This is a genomic window from Fortiea sp. LEGE XX443, assembly GCF_015206815.1.
GTDB lineage: Bacteria > Cyanobacteriota > Cyanobacteriia > Cyanobacteriales > Nostocaceae > Nostoc_B.
In genome coordinates this window covers 22,213-40,736 of record NZ_JADEXZ010000005.1, presented here as the reverse complement: position 1 = coordinate 40,736, position 18,524 = coordinate 22,213, and the positions used below count along the sequence as shown (strand labels likewise).

14 protein-coding genes and 1 riboswitch are annotated in these 18,524 nt (G+C 40.9%); of the genes, 9 read left to right on the top strand and 5 right to left on the bottom strand.

Features of this window, described 5'->3' with window-relative positions; translation table 11 throughout:
• Positions 1 to 326 precede the first annotated feature (326 nt).
• Positions 327 to 473, bottom strand: a riboswitch (cyclic di-AMP (ydaO/yuaA leader).
• Positions 474 to 657: 184 nt separating this feature from the next.
• Positions 658 to 1,860 (bottom strand): 2'-O-glycosyltransferase CruG, encoded by a 1,203-nt coding sequence (cruG, locus tag IQ259_RS03715; RefSeq protein WP_193881016.1) that lies wholly within the window; start codon positions 1,858 to 1,860, stop codon positions 658 to 660.
• A gap of 216 nt (positions 1,861 to 2,076) precedes the next feature.
• Here cruG and pstS point away from each other — a divergent pair, with 216 nt between their 5' ends.
• The 4 genes from pstS (at position 2,077) to pstB (ending at position 6,285) form a co-directional block, all read left to right on the top strand.
• Positions 2,077 to 3,261, top strand: coding sequence for a phosphate ABC transporter substrate-binding protein PstS (gene pstS, locus IQ259_RS03710; protein WP_193881013.1), 1,185 nt, complete (start codon positions 2,077 to 2,079; stop codon positions 3,259 to 3,261).
• Between the two features lie 190 nt (positions 3,262 to 3,451).
• The gene (gene pstC / locus IQ259_RS03705; protein WP_193881011.1) at positions 3,452 to 4,405 is read left to right on the top strand and encodes a phosphate ABC transporter permease subunit PstC; all 954 of its coding nucleotides are present in this window, start codon (positions 3,452 to 3,454) and stop codon (positions 4,403 to 4,405) included.
• Between the two features lie 19 nt (positions 4,406 to 4,424).
• Positions 4,425 to 5,306 carry a phosphate ABC transporter permease PstA gene (pstA, locus tag IQ259_RS03700; RefSeq protein WP_193881008.1) on the top strand — a complete coding sequence of 294 codons (882 nt, stop codon included), beginning with the start codon at positions 4,425 to 4,427 and terminating at the stop codon, positions 5,304 to 5,306.
• 172 nt (positions 5,307 to 5,478) lie between these two features.
• Complete coding sequence (gene pstB / locus IQ259_RS03695; RefSeq protein WP_193881005.1) at positions 5,479 to 6,285, top strand: phosphate ABC transporter ATP-binding protein PstB; 807 nt, start codon at positions 5,479 to 5,481, stop codon at positions 6,283 to 6,285.
• 305 nt (positions 6,286 to 6,590) lie between these two features.
• On the opposite strand, the gene aroA is transcribed toward pstB, so the two are convergent.
• A complete protein-coding gene (aroA, locus tag IQ259_RS03690; protein ID WP_193881003.1) occupies positions 6,591 to 7,943 on the bottom strand; it encodes a 3-phosphoshikimate 1-carboxyvinyltransferase in 1,353 nt (450 codons plus the stop codon).
• A 492-nt stretch (positions 7,944 to 8,435) separates the two neighbouring features.
• Between aroA and IQ259_RS03685 the strand changes: the two genes are divergently transcribed.
• On the top strand, positions 8,436 to 8,948 hold the full coding sequence (locus tag IQ259_RS03685; RefSeq protein ID WP_193881000.1) for a hypothetical protein: 513 nt from the start codon (positions 8,436 to 8,438) through the stop codon (positions 8,946 to 8,948).
• Between the two features lie 508 nt (positions 8,949 to 9,456).
• Complete coding sequence (locus IQ259_RS03680; protein WP_193880997.1) at positions 9,457 to 9,687, top strand: hypothetical protein; 231 nt, start codon at positions 9,457 to 9,459, stop codon at positions 9,685 to 9,687.
• Positions 9,688 to 9,961: 274 nt separating this feature from the next.
• Here the strand turns inward: IQ259_RS03680 and IQ259_RS03675 are convergent, their stop codons facing one another.
• The gene (locus IQ259_RS03675) at positions 9,962 to 13,102 is read right to left on the bottom strand and encodes a tetratricopeptide repeat protein (RefSeq protein WP_193880994.1); all 3,141 of its coding nucleotides are present in this window, start codon (positions 13,100 to 13,102) and stop codon (positions 9,962 to 9,964) included.
• A 289-nt stretch (positions 13,103 to 13,391) separates the two neighbouring features.
• Entirely contained in the window at positions 13,392 to 14,195 is an 804-nt protein-coding gene (locus tag IQ259_RS03670; protein WP_193880990.1) for a type 1 glutamine amidotransferase, read from the bottom strand.
• 338 nt (positions 14,196 to 14,533) lie between these two features.
• On the opposite strand from IQ259_RS03670, the gene IQ259_RS03665 reads away from it, so the two are divergent.
• Positions 14,534 to 15,313: a hypothetical protein gene (locus tag IQ259_RS03665; protein ID WP_193880987.1), complete on the top strand. Its 780-nt coding sequence runs from the start codon at positions 14,534 to 14,536 to the stop codon at positions 15,311 to 15,313.
• Positions 15,314 to 15,387: 74 nt separating this feature from the next.
• Here the strand turns inward: IQ259_RS03665 and IQ259_RS03660 are convergent, their stop codons facing one another.
• Positions 15,388 to 16,725 carry a Mur ligase family protein gene (locus IQ259_RS03660; protein ID WP_193880984.1) on the bottom strand — a complete coding sequence of 446 codons (1,338 nt, stop codon included), beginning with the start codon at positions 16,723 to 16,725 and terminating at the stop codon, positions 15,388 to 15,390.
• A gap of 266 nt (positions 16,726 to 16,991) precedes the next feature.
• On the opposite strand from IQ259_RS03660, the gene IQ259_RS03655 reads away from it, so the two are divergent.
• Together IQ259_RS03655 and IQ259_RS03650 are read left to right on the top strand one after the other, a co-directional pair.
• On the top strand, positions 16,992 to 17,579 hold the full coding sequence (locus tag IQ259_RS03655; protein ID WP_193880981.1) for a thylakoid membrane photosystem I accumulation factor: 588 nt from the start codon (positions 16,992 to 16,994) through the stop codon (positions 17,577 to 17,579).
• 311 nt (positions 17,580 to 17,890) lie between these two features.
• Positions 17,891 to 18,499, top strand: coding sequence for a hypothetical protein (locus IQ259_RS03650; RefSeq protein WP_193880978.1), 609 nt, complete (start codon positions 17,891 to 17,893; stop codon positions 18,497 to 18,499).
• Positions 18,500 to 18,524 lie beyond the last annotated feature (25 nt).

Sequence of the window (18,524 nt, the reverse complement as noted above, 5' to 3'; positions counted from 1 at the left end):
TTTAGTTAAAAGAAACCCAATCAACTGATTAGAAATCTTGATTTATCAGCGTAGATTTGCGGTTAATTATGCTGATCTAAACCGTATTAGCTTATAAGTGAATGTTTATGCCAAAATTATTCTTAGTTTTGAGCCTAAGCTTGCTCAGTCAACTCGAAAATGCTTGCTATGTATTTCGTAGTAACTTTTAGATACCAATACAATATTCGACTCAAATTCCAAAAGTAATAATTTGGACTTTGGGCTGTTTTAAAAACTAAGTTATTCAATTACTATTCTGAGAATCTAGAAGCAGAACATTATTTATGAAAATAATATTCATTCTCTAAACCTACCTTTCTATGCCGACGAAGTTAGCTGACGGGCTAGGACTGAAAGGTGTCCATCCTGGAAAAACACAGAATTAGCCCCACAATAAATTGGTTCCTCCGCTCTGTATTACCACACACTTAATAGCTAGGCAAAACAGTATTAGGCAGATATATCTTCCGTAAATACTCGTATTTGTTTATATTACATAAATTTGTAACACAATACTCTGTTTTAGACAAGGATTAAAACAAAATAGAGAATTTTGAATACTCTACAATTTGATACTATTTCCTTTCCTAAAAGTTTTCTGGAGAGCCAAAAATATTACCTCATTTTCTGATTGCGTTATTGAATTGGGAATGAATCATCACCATACTTCCTCCCCCGCCATTCCCGTGGAGTGCGGAACGCAGATAAGAAAATGCGTAACACGGCGATGGGATCAGCTAAAGGAGATAGCCAGAATAACCAGCCAGCTTTAGCAGTTTTGCGATCATATGAAGGTGCGATCGCCAGTAACATTCCAAAGCGAATCAGCAACAAAAATCCATTCAACCCCAGCAATAAAAGCAGAGGAAGTAAAATAGGCTGGGGAAAAATCAAGTAAAAAAGTAAAATCAGCAGGGGTAAACCTTGCACTGCTGAAAGTAGCCATAAATCTCCCCAAATTTGTCCAGATGTCGATGCGTCTTTCAAATCGAGACTGCGCCCCCACTCTTTCCAAGTCTCTAGCGCCCCCTCATACATCCGCACCTTCAGTACATTTGCCCCGTCTAAAAAACCTACTCTATATCCTTGAGCCGCAATATACCGCGCCAAAGTGACATCATCACAAAAGGAACTACTGGCGCTGGTATAACCACCCACAGCCGCTAAAACAGAACGACGACATAAAAAGCATTGCCCATTTGCCATCACCCTTTCTGGTTGCTCAGTTCTAATCCCCGCCGGATCGAAGCGATACAACAAAGTCATCAATAAAGCTGGTTGCAACAAACACTCCCCCGGATACTGAAGAATGAACTGAGGTGAGAGTGACACCAAATCATAGCCTTGTGCTATTGCAGCCTGGACTAAACTAGCAACTAAACCTGGATGTGGTTGAGTATCAGCATCCATCCCCAAAAACCACTCGCTATCTTCTGAACTGTGCAAAAAGCCGTTATGTAGCGCCCAAGGACGACCTACCCAATTAGAAGGTAAGGGATCATCTGTCATCACGCGAAAGCGTGGATCTTTCTGTTGTACAGCTTTTACTAAGTCAGGAGTCCCATCTTGGGAGTTACTATCTACAACGATAATTTCTCTCACTTCGTAGCTTTGCTGACTCAAGCCCGATAATAAAGGAGTGATCCGGCGAGCTTCGTTTAACGTAGGAACAACAACGCTGACATTACCTAAAAGCTCCGGTGTTGGCTGCTGGGGTTGAATTGGAGGCAGTCTTCCCGGCCCTTTTAGCAGACGCGACAGCAGAATCGCCGCTGCTGGTAGTTGGAAAAGTAGCAATATAAACAGTACGGTACTTTCTACTGTTAAAGCGTTGTCCATAGATATGTATTAATGTATTAGCTCTACTAGGGCTTCCCTGTAACCTGAAACACAGTTAAGTATAAATTTTATCAATTAGGTAACTGTGAAAATTGTAAAGTTTAGTTAAAATAATACACTTTTTTTCTCGTTCTTAACCTTCCGTTTACCTACGCATCTCTTCTTTAGGATTATGTTAGAAGCGCTCACATGGAAATTTACTGAAAAGTAACACCAATGCTATCACGTCTACACGCAATAAAAAATAACCGCTTTGCAGCTTCAACAGCAGTGTTATTACTGACATTTAGTCTAGCTGCTTGTGGCGGACAGCAAGGCTCAGACAGTTCTGCTACAAAAGAAACACCTGCTGGCACAGCTCAAGATGCTACAGCCTCCAGCCCAGTTAAATTGGATCTTGGTGGCAACGTTGCACTAACTGGTGCAGGAGCTTCCTTTCCCGCCCCATTATATGCAAGTTGGTTCACAGACTTAAACAAAAAATACCCCAATTTACAAATTAACTATCAGTCAGTGGGTAGTGGTGCTGGAGTTGAGCAATTTGTCAAAGGCACTGTAGACTTTGGTGCCAGCGACGTTGCCATGAAAGATGATGAAATACAAAAAGTGCCTCAAGATAAGGGTGTACTTTTATTACCCATGACAGCAGGCAGCATTGTCCTGGCTTACAACTTGCCCGATGTTCCAGAAATGAAGCTACCACGGGCTGTTTACACTGATATCTTGTTGGGCAAAATTAAAACTTGGGACGACCCAAAAATTAAGGCTGCTAACCCAGATGCCAAGCTTCCCAACCAACCAATCACAGTTATCTATCGTTCTGATGGCAGTGGTACTACAGGTGTATTTACACAACACATGAGCGCCATCAGTCCTGAGTGGAAGACTAAAGTTGGTGATGGCAAAACCGTTAACTGGCCAGTGGGTGTTGGTGGTAAGGGTAATGAAGGTGTGACTGCCCAAATTCAACAAACTCAAGGTTCTGTTGGTTACATTGAGTACGGCTATGCCAAACAAAATAATCTCAAAGTTGCGGCTTTAGAAAACAAAGATGGCAAATTTGTTATGCCTACAGATGAGTCAGCAGCCAAAACATTGGAAGCTGTAACTCTACCAGAAAATCTCCGTGCCTTCATTACAGATCCAGAAGGTGCAGATTCTTATCCTATAGTCACCTACTCTTGGATTATGGTTTACAAGAAATATCCTGATGCTGCCAAAGCCAAAGCAGTAGAAGCTATGATCGAGTACGGTTTAACTGAAGGTCAGAAAGTAGCTCCAGAATTAGGTTATGTTCCTCTACCGCAAAACGTTGTTCAAAAAGTAGCTGCTGCGGCTGATCAAATCAGTCCAGACTATAAAATTGCGGTTGATGGTAACAACACCAACGCCAGCAAGTAGCGTTTAAAAAACATTAGTACTTACTTACACGAGGCATCTACGGTCAAAAATTGATTAATTAATAGTAAAAATTTTAACTATTAACTATGACTTGTCGATGTCTCAATTTTTCAAGACGCTATAGAGATAATTTTACTAAGCTGGTTCTTTCTCACATTTTTCTTCGATTTAATCTATAAAGTCAGTATTCATGACTACAAATTCTCAAGATTTGCCATCAGCAGCAATCAGAAATCGTTCTGATCTCGATCAGTCTTTGGATCGGGGCTTCATTTTGCTGACTAAGGTTTTTGCATTGGCAGTTGCGGCCACTTTATTATGGATTGCTGTACAGGTTACCATTGCTGCTTGGCCTGCCATCCAACAATTTGGTTTGAGCTTTTTAGCCAATAGCACTTGGAACCCAGTTAATGATAATTATGGGGTGTTACCTCAGATTTACGGAACTCTAGTTAGTTCTTTAGTTGGTCTACTAATTGCTGTGCCTATAGGCGTTGGTACGGCTGTTTTATTGAGTGAAAATTTTCTGCCATCTAAAGTCAGATTAGTGCTGGTGTTCTTGGTAGAACTTCTCGCTGCTATTCCCAGCGTTGTCTATGGAGTATGGGGAATTTTTGTATTAATCCCAATTGTAACCAACGTGGGCAAATGGCTACATCAATACTTTGGCTGGTTTCCCCTTTTTAGCACCCCTCCTTCTGGCCCGGGGATGTTACCTGCGGGGATGATTTTGGCAATTATGACTTTGCCAATTATCACAGCTATATCTAGAGATGCCTTGATTTCTGTACCATCTAGTTTACGCCAAGCATCTATAGGATTAGGCGCAACACGTTGGGAAACGATTTTTCAAGTACTGATTCCATCTGCCTTTTCTGGGATTGTTAGTGCTGTGATGTTAGCACTTGGTCGGGCAATGGGAGAGACAATGGCAGTCACAATGTTGATTGGTAACTCCAATAATATTAGTCCCTCACTGTTAGCTCCAGCCAACACAATTTCTTCTTTATTAGCAAATCAATTTGCAGAAGCTAGTGGTTTGCAAGTTGCAGCTTTAATGTACGCTGCCTTAGTTTTGTTTGTACTTACATTGATAGTCAATATTTTGGCAGATTTTATTGTTTTCCGAGTCAAGCGAGTGTAGCTTAGTTGTGGGTTAAATTATGACTTATGATTATCCTGAAAGGGATTTAACTCGTGCCGCGATGTCTCCTCGGACACTGTTTAATACAGTTATGACCGGAGTGGCATTTGTCTGTGGAGTTTTGGTACTAGTGCCTTTGGTGGCAGTACTTTCTTATGTTCTAATTCGCGGTTTTAGCAGTCTTAATCTCAGCGTGTTCACTGAATTGCCGCCTGCACCCCTCAGACCAGGAGGCGGTTTTGGTAATGCTATTATCGGAACTTTGCTGATGGTGGGGATTGCAGCTTTAATTAGCATCCCCTTCGGTGTGATTGCAGCAATTTACTTAACTGAATTTAGTTCTGGTAATATAGCTAGGTGGGTACGTTTTGCTACTAATGTCTTGAGTGGAGTGCCTTCGATTATTGCTGGGGTGTTCGCATATGGAATTGTGGTTTTGACATTAGTAAAGCTGAACTTAGGTTCGTATTCAGCGCTTGGTGGAGGATTTGCTTTGGCAATTTTGATGTTGCCAATTATTGTTAAAACAACTGATGAAGCGTTACAGCTAGTATCGCAGGATTTACGACAAGCATCTGTAGGTTTAGGTGCGACTAACTTTCAAACTGTTACACAAGTTGTATTACCAGCTGCATTACCAGCCATTGTAACTGGTTCAACCTTAGCGATCGCCAGAGCTTCTGGTGAAACTGCTCCCTTACTATTTACTGCTTTATTCTCTACCTTCTGGCCCAATAGCTTACTTCAACCAACAGCTTCTTTGGCTGTTTTGGTGTTTAACTTTGCGATTTCTCCATTCCAAAATTGGCAGTCATTAGCTTGGGCAGCATCTTTAATATTAGTGTTAATGGTGTTAATTACCAGTATCTTTGCCCGGTGGGCAACTCGCCAAAAAGCCTAGTATAAAAAGGTAAAAGTAAAAAGGCAAAAGTAAAAAGAAAAAATACTTATACTGCCAGCTTTTTACCCATTTCAAATGGCCTGCTTATTTACGCCGTATTTTACTAGCTCTAATTACACCCCAACAAGCAACTCTTTGCATTGCCATCCCAAATACTTAAATTAGACCCTTTATGGCTACTAACATTAGCACAGTGAATAGCACCGACACCGTATTACGTACAGAAGACCTGAACGTTTATTACGGCAAATTTTTAGCATTACAAAATATTTGGCTGGACATTCCCAAAAATAAGGTGACAGCCTTTATTGGCCCTTCTGGCTGTGGTAAAAGTACACTGCTACGATGCTACAACCGTCTCAATGACTTGATCGATTCCTTTAGAGCAGAAGGCAAGGTTTTTTATTACGGGAAAAACTTGTATGCTTCCGATATCGACCCTGTAGAGGTGCGTCGCAGAATTGGGATGGTGTTTCAAAGACCAAACCCATTTCCGAAATCAATTTATGACAATATTACTTTTGGGGCTAAAATCAATGGCTACAAAGGTAATCTGGATGAATTGGTAGAACGGAGTTTGCGCCAAGCAGCTTTGTGGGATGAAGTCAAAGATAAACTACGGCAAAATGGTTCGTCTTTGTCAGGTGGACAGCAACAAAGATTATGTATTGCGCGGGCGATCGCAGTTCAACCAGAAATTATCCTGATGGATGAACCTTGCGCTGCTTTAGATCCCATCTCTACCTTGCGGGTTGAAGAGCTAATTCATGAACTGAAAGAGCAATATACCATCGTTATTGTTACTCACAATATGCAGCAGGCGGCGCGGGTTTCTGACAAGACAGCTTTTTTCAACGTGCGCCCTACAGAAACAGGTGGTCGGATCGGCTATTTGGTTGAGTATGATGCGACTGAAGCGATTTTCAATAATCCCCAACAAGAAGATACCCGCAATTACGTTAGTGGTAGATTCGGTTAATTATTCCACATTAATTAAATATTACAAGAATCCAGGATTAGGTATGCAGTGCATATCTAATTTTATTTTTTGGCGTTGCTGAATTTAGGGATGAAAACAAGGATTTTTGGTTATACCATTTCACGTTAATTACGATGTACATGAATTTTGGAGAGACGCGATATATCGTGTCTCTACATGGCATGTATTTGTATCAAATTTTTGGTGAAATGGTATTACGCAGAATTAATATCTGGAGATATAAAAATTAGGGTGTGTTGCGCTATGCGACAACATACCCTACTAGCTAAATTCTAGATTCTGCTTCAATTACTGCAAATTTGTTGCAGAGTAGCAGTGAAATTAGGATAAGAAATGGCAGCTGCTTCGGCGCGGTGAATGGTGGTAATTCCCTTGGCTACTAGAGATGCGATCGCTAAACTCATGGCAATGCGATGATCTGTATGGCTGTCAACCTCAGTACCTACCAAGGGTGTACCACCGACAATCTCCATTCCATCGGGTAATTCGGTAACTTTGGCTCCCATTTTATTGAGTTGCTGCGCCATCACCGCAATGCGATCGCTTTCTTTAACTCGTAATTCCTCAGCATCCTTAATTACCGTTGTACCTTTGGCAAATACCGCCGCTACTGCCAAAATCGGAATTTCATCAATTAATCTGGGGATGATATCTCCAGCTATGGTGCAGCTTTGCAAACGACTAGAACGCACTCTTAAATCGGCTACTGGTTCCCCGGCGACTTGGCGCTGATTTTCTAGTTGGATATCTGCACCCATCAGTGCTAATGCTTCCAAGATGCCTGTACGGGTGGGATTCACGCCGACATTCTCAATTAACAGTTCCGAACCCGGTACAATTGCCCCAGCCACTAACCAAAAAGCAGCGGAACTGATATCGCCGGGAACTACGACTTTCTGCCCGTACAATTGGGCAGAACCAGTAATCGTGACGCTATTGGTTTCGGGGTCTGTAGTTAATTCTGCCCCAAATGCCCGTAGCATTCGTTCGCTGTGGTCGCGGGAAAGGGCTGGTTCGGTGACGGTGGTTTGACCTTCGGTGATTAAACCTGCCAGCAATATACAAGATTTAACTTGGGCAGAGGCAATGGGAGATTGATAGTGAATTGGTTTAAGGGCTTGTCCTTGAATGGCCAAAGGTGCGAGAGAATTACCCTTGCGTCCCCAAATTTCCGCCCCCATTTGTTGCAGCGGTTTGACCACCCGCGACATGGGACGCGATCGCAAGGAACTATCACCAGTCACAGTAAAAAAGCGTCCTGAATGAGAAGCCAAAAGCCCCAACATTAGACGTAGTGTAGTGCCAGAGTTACCAGCATTTAACACATCCACTGGTTCTTGCAAGTTCCCTAAACCAATGCCTTTTACTCGTACCAATTCTGTATTCAGTTCCGAAATCTCCGCACCCATAGTCTGAAAACAACTAGCAGTGCTGCGGGGATCTTCTCCTAAAAGCAGACCCGAAATTTCGGTTTCACCTTGGGCGATCGCACCCAACATCAAAGCCCGATGAGAAATTGATTTATCTCCTGGGACTCGAATGCTACCCTGTAGAGATAAACCAACAGCTGGTGGCTGAATAATTAACTTATGAGATAAGTCTTCTTGTGTTTCTAGAGTTATAACTGAAGCCGACATTAGAATAAACTAGCTTTTAAATATACTGGAAGTTTCTTTGCGACTTAGTTTGCCGCTACTAAGTACTTCTTCCCTAGTATCCTATCGTTATATTGGTATTACTAGTTTAACCTTCGGCGAATCCGTTCTCGCAACCGGTAGGGAGGTTCCACTCAAGCAGCTACGCAACACACTTTCTTCCCGACACAGTTGGTCTGCTGTTGTAGTAACTAGTGTGTGATTTCAATTGTTCGTTGCAAAATCTAAAATTCATAAAAGTACAAGTATTTATTCACGGTATTTAAAGTTACCTATTTATGAAAAAAAATGTTGTTTTTAATATTTTAATTGAGATTTAACTTATTTTTGTGTTTATATATTTAGCTTACCAAATCAGCATATTCAGTTAAGATGAAGCATGTTTTACTATTTTAGTTGCTGGTTCTGGACTGCTAAACTCCCTGGTATTAATTTCATCTTGTTATTCAATAGTTGTTAGCCCCTATTGCTCCCATGCTGACCCATCATCGCAAGCCTGTGTGCTTATCACTAATTTCCACTGACCTGCCTTTCTGGTCAGTGGTAGAAACTGCCGGAACACTGTATCAGAAAGATACTGAACGATTTCATTTACTGTTAACTGCACCACCTCTCATTACCTGCGAAGTGGAAACTTCCCCAAGTGTAGAGGAAATCTTGCCCCACCGCACAAGCAATACTTCCGTTCCCAGCAGTCCCAGAGTTTTGTGGCTGGAAATTTCTCCGTATCGGGTAATTATGACTATGCAAGGTAATGATCAAGTGAGTTACCGTCACTTCTGGGAACAAGGCGTGTATGGTGTTAGCCGTTATTGGCTACCAACCGAATCATTGCAACCCCATAATCCGATTCGCTTACGCAATTTTACGAAAACATTGACACTTATTGGCAAACAATTCCCAGAGAGGTTGCGGCTGGAATATGAATTGTGGGCAGAAAAAGTTCAACTGGGATCTTATATCCTCAATCTGGAAATTAAACACTGAAAAATTCGCTTTTTTCTATCCTGCCTTTTCCTAAAATTGGAAAAGGCATAATATTTACAGCAGAATTAAGCTACCTGGAGAAAGACAAATAAAGCCTAAAAAATGACATGACTTTGCCCATTGATTTTTGGTTAGGTTCATTGCAGATTCATCCGCACATTTTATTTGAATCTTTAAAGTAAATCAGCGATCAAATCATCAACCCTTCCCCTCTTTGCTGTTGCATCTTTAAAAGCTTGCATCACTTCCTGAGCATTAGCCAAAATTTCAATGCGGTGATTCTCTTTATTTTTAATAAGTAGTAATTAATACAAATACTAACTAGTCATTAAATTCCCGATTTTTCCTGAAAATTGGGGATATTTTTGTTGGAGATATTTTTATTTTAGTGATTGACTTGTATAAATTTATACTTTAATATTAAAGATATGAGAAAGGCGATCGCCCCTCACGCCAGAGTCTGCGATCGCCTTTCTTTCAACACCTAAATTAGGAGTCGATTATGATCATGGCACAAGAAAGAGAAAATCCTGAAAATCAACAGTCTGTTCCCCAGTCATTTCCTAAAAGAGAACGCATTAAACATTTATTGATTGGTTCTCCTAAAGCTGTCACCAGCACAATACATTACTTGCAAGCAGTGGGTTATGCAAATGTCGGTGATTGGAGTCCTTTATTATCCACAGATAACCCTGATGAAGTGATGAGTATTTTAATCCGCCAAATTTTAACCGCATAACTTGAAACCACAACCCCGATTTTTCTCTACAGTCGGGGTTGTGTTTTGCTAAATCGTCTTAAAGATCCCCCTAAATCCCCCTTAAAAAGGGGGACTTTGAATTGAATTCCCCCCTTTTTTAAGCAGGGGGGCTAGGGGGGATCGAAATGCTACTAGACAACTTGATAAGACTTGTGTGTACACTGTAGCCCACAAGGAGAGGGGCTGGAAGCACTCATCGAATTCACGTTAACTCAACCGTATTGGTGTTTTGCTGACATATCAAACTTTTTCTTTACTCCTCAGTAGTTTCTTCCTTCAATTGCGGACGCTGCTGCTCGGCATGAATTGTTAAAACCCTTGCCAAGGAATCTACCTCACAATCTTTGTATTGTTTACATCCTTCCACGACTTTGAGAGCTTGTCCCCAGTTTTTCAGGTTTGCTTCTGCTTCGGCAATGGCACTTAAGGCATCGGCTTTGAAAGTGGAATTGGTGATCTTGTTGGCAGAGTCGAGGGCAGTTTGCAGTAACTCGGCGGCTTTTTGTTGGTTGTTGAGTTTGCTATAGGCTTCGGCAATGGCTCTTAAGGTAGAGGCTTTGTTAGAGGAATCGGTAATTTTGTTGGCAGAGTCGAGGACAGATTGCAGCAACTCGGCTGCTTTTTGTTGGTTGTTGAGCTTGCCAATGGCTGCGGCAATGTCACTTAAGTTATCGGCATTGAAAATGGATTCGGGAATCTTGTTGGCAGAGTCGAGGGCAGATTGCAGCAACTCGGCTGCTTTTTGTTGGTTGTTGAGTTTGCCAATAGCTGCGGCAATAGGTCTTAAGGCAAGGGTTTTGTAATTGGAATCGGTAATTTTGTTGGCAGAGTCGAGGGCAGATTGCAGCAACTCGGCTGCTTTTTGTTGGTTGTTGAGTTTGCTATAGGCTTTGGCAATGGCGCTTATGGCAGAGGCTTTGTAAATGGAATCGGTAATTTTGTTGGCAGAGTCGAGGGTAGATTGCAGCAACTCGTCAGCTTTTTGTTCGTTGTTGAGTTTGCCAATGGCTGCGGCAATGGCACTTAAGGCAGAGGCTTTGAAATTGGATTTGGTAATTTTGTTGGCAGAGTCGAGGGCAGATTGCAGCAACTCGGCTGCTTTTTGTTGGTTGTTGAGTTTGCTGTAGGCTTCGGCAATGGCACTTAAGGCATCGACTTTGGAATAGGATTCGGTAATCTGGTTGGCAGAGTCGAGGGCAGATTGCAGCAACTCGGCTGCTTTTTGTTGGTTGTTGAGTTTGCCAATGGCTTCAGTAATGGCTCTTAAGGCATAGGCTTTGTAAGAGGAATCAGTAATCTTGTTGGCAGAGTTGAGGGCAGATTTCAGCAAATCAGCAGCTTTTTGTTGGTTGAACTTGCTGTAGACTTCGGCAATTGCACTTAAGGCAGAGGCTTTGAAATTGGATTCGGGAATCTTGTTGGCAGAGTCGAGGGCAGATTGCAGCAACTCGGCTGCTTTTTGTTGGTTGTTGAGTTTGCTGTAGGTTTCGGCAATGGCACTTAAGGCAGAGGCTTTGTCAGAGGATTCGGTAATCTTGTTGGCAAGTTTCAACGCTTGAGCGAAATTTTGATCCTTAGCAAAGGCGGAAATAGCTGCTCCTTGATAGCCAGGATTGTTGATTTGTTCACTGGCATTAGTTAACTGCCTGCGAATTTGAGTTAGTTGCCCCAAAATTGTATAGTTTAACCACCCCCAAATACCCATTCCTAAAACGGCAATAAACCCAATAATCCCAAAATTGCGATAAATTCGCTGTTTACTTTTGTGGATGAGCTTTTCTTTTTGTTTTTGCCTGTCTCCCCACATCAAATAAGATTTCTGCTGTTCAATTAACCATAACTCCCGCCAGCCTAATAAATAACGGGGATTTTGGTGACTATCTATCCAAATTTTTACCTGTTTATTGAGTAATTCATTCGCCTTATCTGCCTTGGGCAAAATCTTTCCTGATAGCTTCAGCACCGCCGGAATCATCCGCTCATGTGCTAATTGATAGGCAGTTTCATCTTCTTGTTGCAACGGCATAATTAAACGCTCTTGCTCTAGCCAACGTACTGCATCTTGGATATCTTTTGCGCCTATCGGCTTGAGTTTGTCTTGCAATTGAGCTAGAGTAAATGCCCCCGCCCTTGTCAATCCATTAGAATCAATTAACTCCAAAAGCAGCTTCATCACCGCTTCTTTTTGGGCTGATGTGGTTGATTGTTCTCGCAGGGTTAATAGTCCCTCAAGATATTGATATAATAAGCCTTCAAATCTGCCAATTTTATTTAAAGCATCCTTGTCAAATTTGCGGATTTCGGTTGTTTTTTGATCGCTAATTACTAAAGAAAGAATTTGAATATCTACAGGAGAAATCGGCTCATCAGATTTATCCTTTCCTCTATCGACTAATTCTTGTTCGACAAAGGTTTCTATATCGCGGCGCTCAAATTCTATATCTTCTGCTTTGGCAATCTCCTCTAAAACTTTGGTTGCTTGTTCTACAGAAAACTTTTTTAGCTTAATACTATTCTTAGAATCAAGAGAATAACCCAAAACTTGCTGAAGTTCATGTTGTTGATAAAATAAATCTGAGCGAAAACTCATTAAAATCTTGACAGCAATTTCCTCATTGCCATACCAATTATTTAAGGCATCAATAAGAGGACGACGAGCATCTGCTGATTGATAATGAACAAAAAACTGTTCAAATTGATCAAAAAAGAGAATTAAGGGTTTTTGGACTGTGGCAATACTTTGATTGAGAACAGCAATCAAGTCTAATTGCTCAATTTCTTCACCAGATAAATTTAATTTTAATTCTTTGTTTAACGTCTTTTTCACTGTGATTAACGGGTCTTTATCGGTAAACTGGATATAAATTCCCTGTTCGCTTTCCAGTTGCGGAATTAAACCTGCTTGTAAAAACGAGGTTTTGCCACATCCCGATTCACCCCACAAAATCCCTAAGCGAAAGTTAGCATTATTGAGAATCCTTAAACAATTCCTAATATCTTGATGGCGCTGCAACTTACTAAAAATTTCTGCATCCGTTGCGGTAAAAGACAATAAACCTTTAATCGCCTGACGTTCAACAGGGTTTTGTGCAGCATTAGATAGGGATGGTTTAACGAAAACAGCAACAACAACCGCAGCGATAAACATTATCCCGGCAACCAGACAAATCCAGAGAAACCATCGAGAATTTTGTTCGCCTAAAAAATTAGCGATCGCAGCCCTCGACAGCCAAGCGAGAATCATAGTAGACAGAATCAAGCAAATCAGTTCAACCCATTTCTTCTCCCGAACCCATCCCGCTACCGTTTGTACAAAACCAGCGATCGCTTCTGTCGTTTTCTTGATATTCTCTAATACATCATTGATACTAAAAGGCGGCGTGGAGTCAGCCATAAGATAAATCTGCAATTTTATAAAAAAATCAGCAGGTGGACAAAATTCACAAGAAAATAAAATCTCTCAAGTCCAGACTCTGCCTTGATTTAGCATCAAATTTATATTGTCCACCTGGCTAAGTATAGCGGTATTTACGTAAGGAAAGCAAAGAGAAAACGTTACAGCAGGGCTAATATAGCAATCCTATTTGATTTGTAAACTTGAAGAGGCTCAGATCCCCGACTTCTTAAAGAAGTCGGGGATCTTATTGCTCACGAATTTTCTATGAATGTCGTGATGTTTGTAATCAAGAAGATGGTATTTCAACTTTCAAGCGTTTAAACATGGCTTCTCGTGCTTGCATTGCTAAATCATCTTCTAATGGTTTGAGTGTGACGGGTTGTTGATATTTCAATCGCAATGCTGTTTGAATTAACCAGTCAGCAACAAAAGGATTTTTTGGTAACAAAGGGCCATGAGAATAAGTTGCGATCGCATTCTGATAAAATGCGCCTTCTGTACCATCTTCGCCATTATTGCCTAAGCCATACACCACACGTCCCAAGGCTTCCACTTTTCCTAACTTAGTACGTCCACCGTGATTTTCAAAACCGACTAGATAAGGTTTGCTACCTGTCATTTCTGCTAAATCTTGTGCTAGGCGTGAGGCTGTAACTTCAATTACCAAGTTACCGATGCAACGTTTGGTATTTTCGCCGGGATGGACAGAAACTAAATCGAGTATCCCTAAGCCTTCAATCCGCTGTCCTAGTCCTGGTTCGTAATAATGTCCTAGCAGTTGCGGTGAACCACAGGTAAATACGCCTGGTGTACCATTTTCAATTTTCTCGCGCATTGCGTCGGCTTTTACACCTTGCAAGTCACGCATGACGATTTCTTGCTGGCGGTCTTGTGCGCCACCGCCAACAATCACATCTACAGATTTAATATCTTCAGCGGTGGAGTTTTGGTCTAGAGGTAATACTTTGACGCTGTATTCCCGCCACTGGGCGCGACGTTCTATAGTGATAACATTACCGCGATCGCCATAGGTACTCATCAAGGTCGGATACAGCCACCCAATTGTTAATTCTAATTGTTGAGAACTCATAACTTTTTACTCATAACTGATAATTTATAACTTTTTTCTCCCTATGGTTGCAGAATCCGGTGCATATCCAAAACCGGAAACGCTGGGGTCAGCATATCGTAAATCCGCCCTCGGTAATGGGTTTGGTAGTTAAAATTTTTGGATGGACATATAGCAATTGTCGCCAGGCTTCAGTATTTTAGGTCACAGTTTTGTGATTGTCAGACAGTCATAATCTCCACAGGTAACTGTAAATTTACTAAATACTGGGTAAACAGTTACACTGTTTTTTCAAATTCCGCAAAAGTTAACTTTGTTTAACTAAGCAACAAATTGTGAATATCTAAAACGGAGATTATATGCAAGCAATTGAAGCTCCCAATTTGACAGTAATTGCATTTGAAAATGCAGTTCCTTTGTCTCAACTACCTTCTGTGTGGCAAGATATTGCTAAAGGATTGGCAAATGTGGGAATCCCTGATCCACAAAGCTATGTTGAGATGGCACAGTTATTTCAATATAAGTTAGAACAGGGTGATGTTGACTTATTTAACGAACGTCCAGAACTAGAATATCTCAAATCATCATTCTCCCAGCTATTTGAAAAGTTAGCTTGGGAAACCCTAGAATTTTATGGTTATGACTTTATCAAAACTAGCTATCCAGATTTTGCTACACTGCTTCAATATGTAGAATCAAAGGGAGAAAAGTTTGCCAATGAAGTAAAAGTAGCTCGGATAGGAATAGAACTTTTTCAAGAATTTGGCTATGAACTACCTGCTAGTTTTTATCATGTGCATTTAGCACCAATTTACCGCGATCATGTATTTGAAGAACGCGCTTTAAGGTTTGATAAGCGTGATATCAAACATAAGCGTTCTTGGGATGCGATATTACACGCAGGTAAGGTTTTTGCGATGCAAATGAAGGTGCAAAGTATAGCCTCTAAATATGGCTTTACTTATCAGCATGGTTGTGGTTGCAATTCTCATTTATCTTCTATTGATACATCTCGTGGGGTATTTGAGTATGAATTCAATCCCGAAAAGCGTCAACGGTGGTTGAGAAGTTTTATCTGGACTGCTTGGTATGAATACGCTTTCTTTCCTATTGTCCCGAATACCATTTATTTAGTTTAGGAAGTGAGAAAGATGAGGGAGATGAGAAAGATTATAAAAAAGCTTCTCAATTCCCAATTTCCCATTCCCTATTCCTAAAGAATTTTTCTTCCAGTCAACACTTCACGCACTTCTAGCATGGCAGAATAAGTAGGTAGAATGTGCAAAGTTTCATTATCTGGTGTATTTTTGAGTGCAGTTGCGATCGCTTGACGTAAATCTGCTTCTACAATTAAATTTAATTGGCTTTCGGTAGACTTTTCGCTATAACGCAGACGTAAGGCCATATCATAGACGCGATCACCACTCACGACAATAGTTCCGCCGCGTTCGACTAATTTTTCTGTATCCACATCCCAAATCCAGGATACATCAGTACCATCGGGTGTGCGATCGTTCAACACCATCAATGTAGTTTTGTCTGTACTTTGATTCACTACCCGAATGGTTTCGTTTGTTCCAACAGGGTTTTTTGATAATAAAATTCTGACCTTTTTACCGTTAATTACTAAATCTTCCGCGCGACCAAAAGCAGCTTGGAAGTTATTAATACTATCTCTAATTGTTGTTTCATCAACGCCCAATTCAATAGCAGCAGTGGCAGCAGCTAAAGTATTATATTTGTTATACAAACCAACAAGGATTTGTCCCCATTCGCCGCTTTCTAAAGTTGGTTTACTCTTAGTAAAACCACAACTCGGACAAGTAAAATCTCCCAGGTGGGATAAGTAAACGCCTTGGTAATCTAAAGAATGCCCACAATTGGGACAATAGATAGAATCAACAGCGTGCTGAATCGCTTCAAGATATTGTTCTGGCTCATTCAACCCAAAGAATAACACCCGTTGAGGTAACTGCTGGCCGAGGTAAGATAACGTCGGGTCATCAGCATTCGGAATTACCACCGTTTCCTGTGGGAGAGTCGAAATTACCTTCGTCCAGCGCTTACTAATAGTGTCTACTTCCCCGTATCTGTCGAGTTGGTCGCGGAACAAGTTTAAACAGAGAATAATTCGCGGCTGAAGCGGTGTTAAAACCTTCGGTACAATATTCTCATCTACTTCCAAAATGGCGTAGTCAACATCCAGCGTACCCACCAAGTTAGTGTCTTCTAGTAGCGCTGTCATCAAGCCATTTTCTAGATTTGCACCTGTGGAGTTATGAGCGATGCGGTAGCCTTTATTTTCCAGAATTGTTTTTAAAAGCAGCGAAGTGGTAGTTTTACCATTCGTCCCAGCAATCAGAATCACGCCATTTTTTACCTGCTGACTCAATAATTCCAAGAGTCGAGGTTCAATGCGACGAGCAATCGACCCTGGTAATACACTAGCAGCACCCAAACGCAGCGATCGCACCGCAAATGTTACAGTTTTAGCCGCCGATACTGCAAAACCCAGTCGCAGTCTATCTATCAGGTTGATTTTTTTTCCCACTTCTTTACCTTAATCTTCTGATGGTTGCTAATTAATGTAGTTGTAAATTTAATCTTGTGAGTTTAGCGAATCTTGACTCAAAAAGCCAGCACTAGGGAAAGTATGAAGTGTGAAGTCTAAAATTTATTTTTCACACTTCATACTTCATACTTCATCCTTGAGACGTTATCTTAAAAAAGAGTGCGCGGGTGTAATTACATATCCAACCCAGGTTGCCAAATTCAGCACAAACTTACGACAAATCGTAGCTTACAAGGTTCCTTTTGATGAATAACCCAAAGTTTCTTTTTTTACAAAAACGAATTGCTGACTGGCGACGGTTGGTATCTAAATGCCTGTTGTTGCTTGTTTGTGTACTGTTGTTCAGTATCAAGCCCGCTTTTGCTGGTATTAATGATGATATTTACGATGGCAATATGTTTGTAGTTTATTCTGGCAATGGTTCCTTGGTTCCACCAAGACAGACATTAGCACAGACTCTAGAAGAACATAAACCCGCATTTTTGGCTTTTTATGTTGATGACAGTAGCGATTGCAAAAAATACGCCATTGTAATTTCTCAGGTGCAGGAATTCTACGGTCGAGCAGCAGAAATAATACCAATTGATGTCGATACGATCGCACCCAAAGAGAAATATGATCCAACAGAACCAGGATACTACTACTCTGGTGCTGTGCCTCAAGTTGTAGTGTTTAATCAGTCAGGCCAAGTAGTTTTAAACAAAAAGGGTCAAGTACCTTATGAGGAAATAGACGATAAATTTAGAGAAGTGTTTGATTTATTACCTCGTACTGAATCAGTACAATTAAAAAGGCGCTCATTCAATGAATTTAGTAGTGAGTTAGCGAAATAAGTAGAAAGGTGCAAATAAACCGAACTATGTAACGGAAAGTAAAGTAGCGTGAAAACCTCTTCCCTTCTGCCTTCTGCCCTCTGCCTCCTGCCTTGTCATAACGACAATTTTTAACACCGACCTACTTAAGTGCCAGGGTAGACCGAGATGGTCTACCTTAATTTTTAGTACTGTCGGCTACTGCATCACCCATCATGCAAAGGATAATGTTTAAATAACCAGTTTTAACAAAAGGGGAAATTAATCAATAGCCCAAAGTTCAAAACTATTGACTATTGACTAATAACTAATGACAAAAAGAGTAGGTTCTGATGTCAAAAGTTTACATTACCGAAGAGCTAATCCAAATTTTGGCAGCCGAACGCCAAGCTTGTCTGAAGGGGGAGCGTCTGAAGTTAGAGGTAACAGTCTCTGGCAATCCTGTAATAGACCAGTTTATCAGAACTGATGGGTTCCAAAAGTTTACTGCCTATCAAGATTTTAAGACGGCTATTCACGATTATCAAAGAGAACATCACGTTTCAGGTATTGTCTGGCGCGAGATGACAGTTAAAGGTAAAATTTTGCGCTATCCAGAAGTAGATACTCAATTAATAGCCCTAACTAGTGACATGGCAATATTACAATCCGCAAAAAATTCTATATTGAATTTTTGGTATGAAGTTACTGCGGATATGGATTTATATTTGAGTTTTAATAACAGTAAGCAATACCAACAAATTACCACATCTGATGTCGAAAGAATTGCTCAAAGAACCGAATGGGCAAGTTTATGGAAGTGGGAAAATTCTAATTTTCTAGAAATGATTTTACAGCTAGGATGGGGCAATCCCGAAGAAGCTAGTTATAAAAGAGGCAGACCCCACTCTGGTAGTGAATACATTCATGCAGTCAATCCTGGTAATTTACCTATTGGTTAAGAAATAGGTAAATTATTAATATTGT

Bases quoted from the DNA above. Each gene is read 5' to 3' on its own strand.
- cruG (WP_193881016.1), bottom strand. From the start codon at position 1,860: ATGGACAACGCTTTAACAGTAGAAAGTACCGTACTGTTTATATTGCTA.
- pstS (WP_193881013.1), top strand. From the start codon at position 2,077: ATGCTATCACGTCTACACGCAATAAAAAATAACCGCTTTGCAGCTTCA.
- pstC (WP_193881011.1), top strand. From the start codon at position 3,452: ATGACTACAAATTCTCAAGATTTGCCATCAGCAGCAATCAGAAATCGT.
- pstA (WP_193881008.1), top strand. From the start codon at position 4,425: ATGACTTATGATTATCCTGAAAGGGATTTAACTCGTGCCGCGATGTCT.
- pstB (WP_193881005.1), top strand. From the start codon at position 5,479: ATGGCTACTAACATTAGCACAGTGAATAGCACCGACACCGTATTACGT.
- aroA (WP_193881003.1), bottom strand. From the start codon at position 7,943: ATGTCGGCTTCAGTTATAACTCTAGAAACACAAGAAGACTTATCTCAT.
- IQ259_RS03685 (WP_193881000.1), top strand. From the start codon at position 8,436: ATGCTGACCCATCATCGCAAGCCTGTGTGCTTATCACTAATTTCCACT.
- IQ259_RS03680 (WP_193880997.1), top strand. From the start codon at position 9,457: ATGGCACAAGAAAGAGAAAATCCTGAAAATCAACAGTCTGTTCCCCAG.
- IQ259_RS03675 (WP_193880994.1), bottom strand. From the start codon at position 13,102: ATGGCTGACTCCACGCCGCCTTTTAGTATCAATGATGTATTAGAGAAT.
- IQ259_RS03670 (WP_193880990.1), bottom strand. From the start codon at position 14,195: ATGAGTTCTCAACAATTAGAATTAACAATTGGGTGGCTGTATCCGACC.
- IQ259_RS03665 (WP_193880987.1), top strand. From the start codon at position 14,534: ATGCAAGCAATTGAAGCTCCCAATTTGACAGTAATTGCATTTGAAAAT.
- IQ259_RS03655 (WP_193880981.1), top strand. From the start codon at position 16,992: ATGAATAACCCAAAGTTTCTTTTTTTACAAAAACGAATTGCTGACTGG.
- IQ259_RS03650 (WP_193880978.1), top strand. From the start codon at position 17,891: ATGTCAAAAGTTTACATTACCGAAGAGCTAATCCAAATTTTGGCAGCC.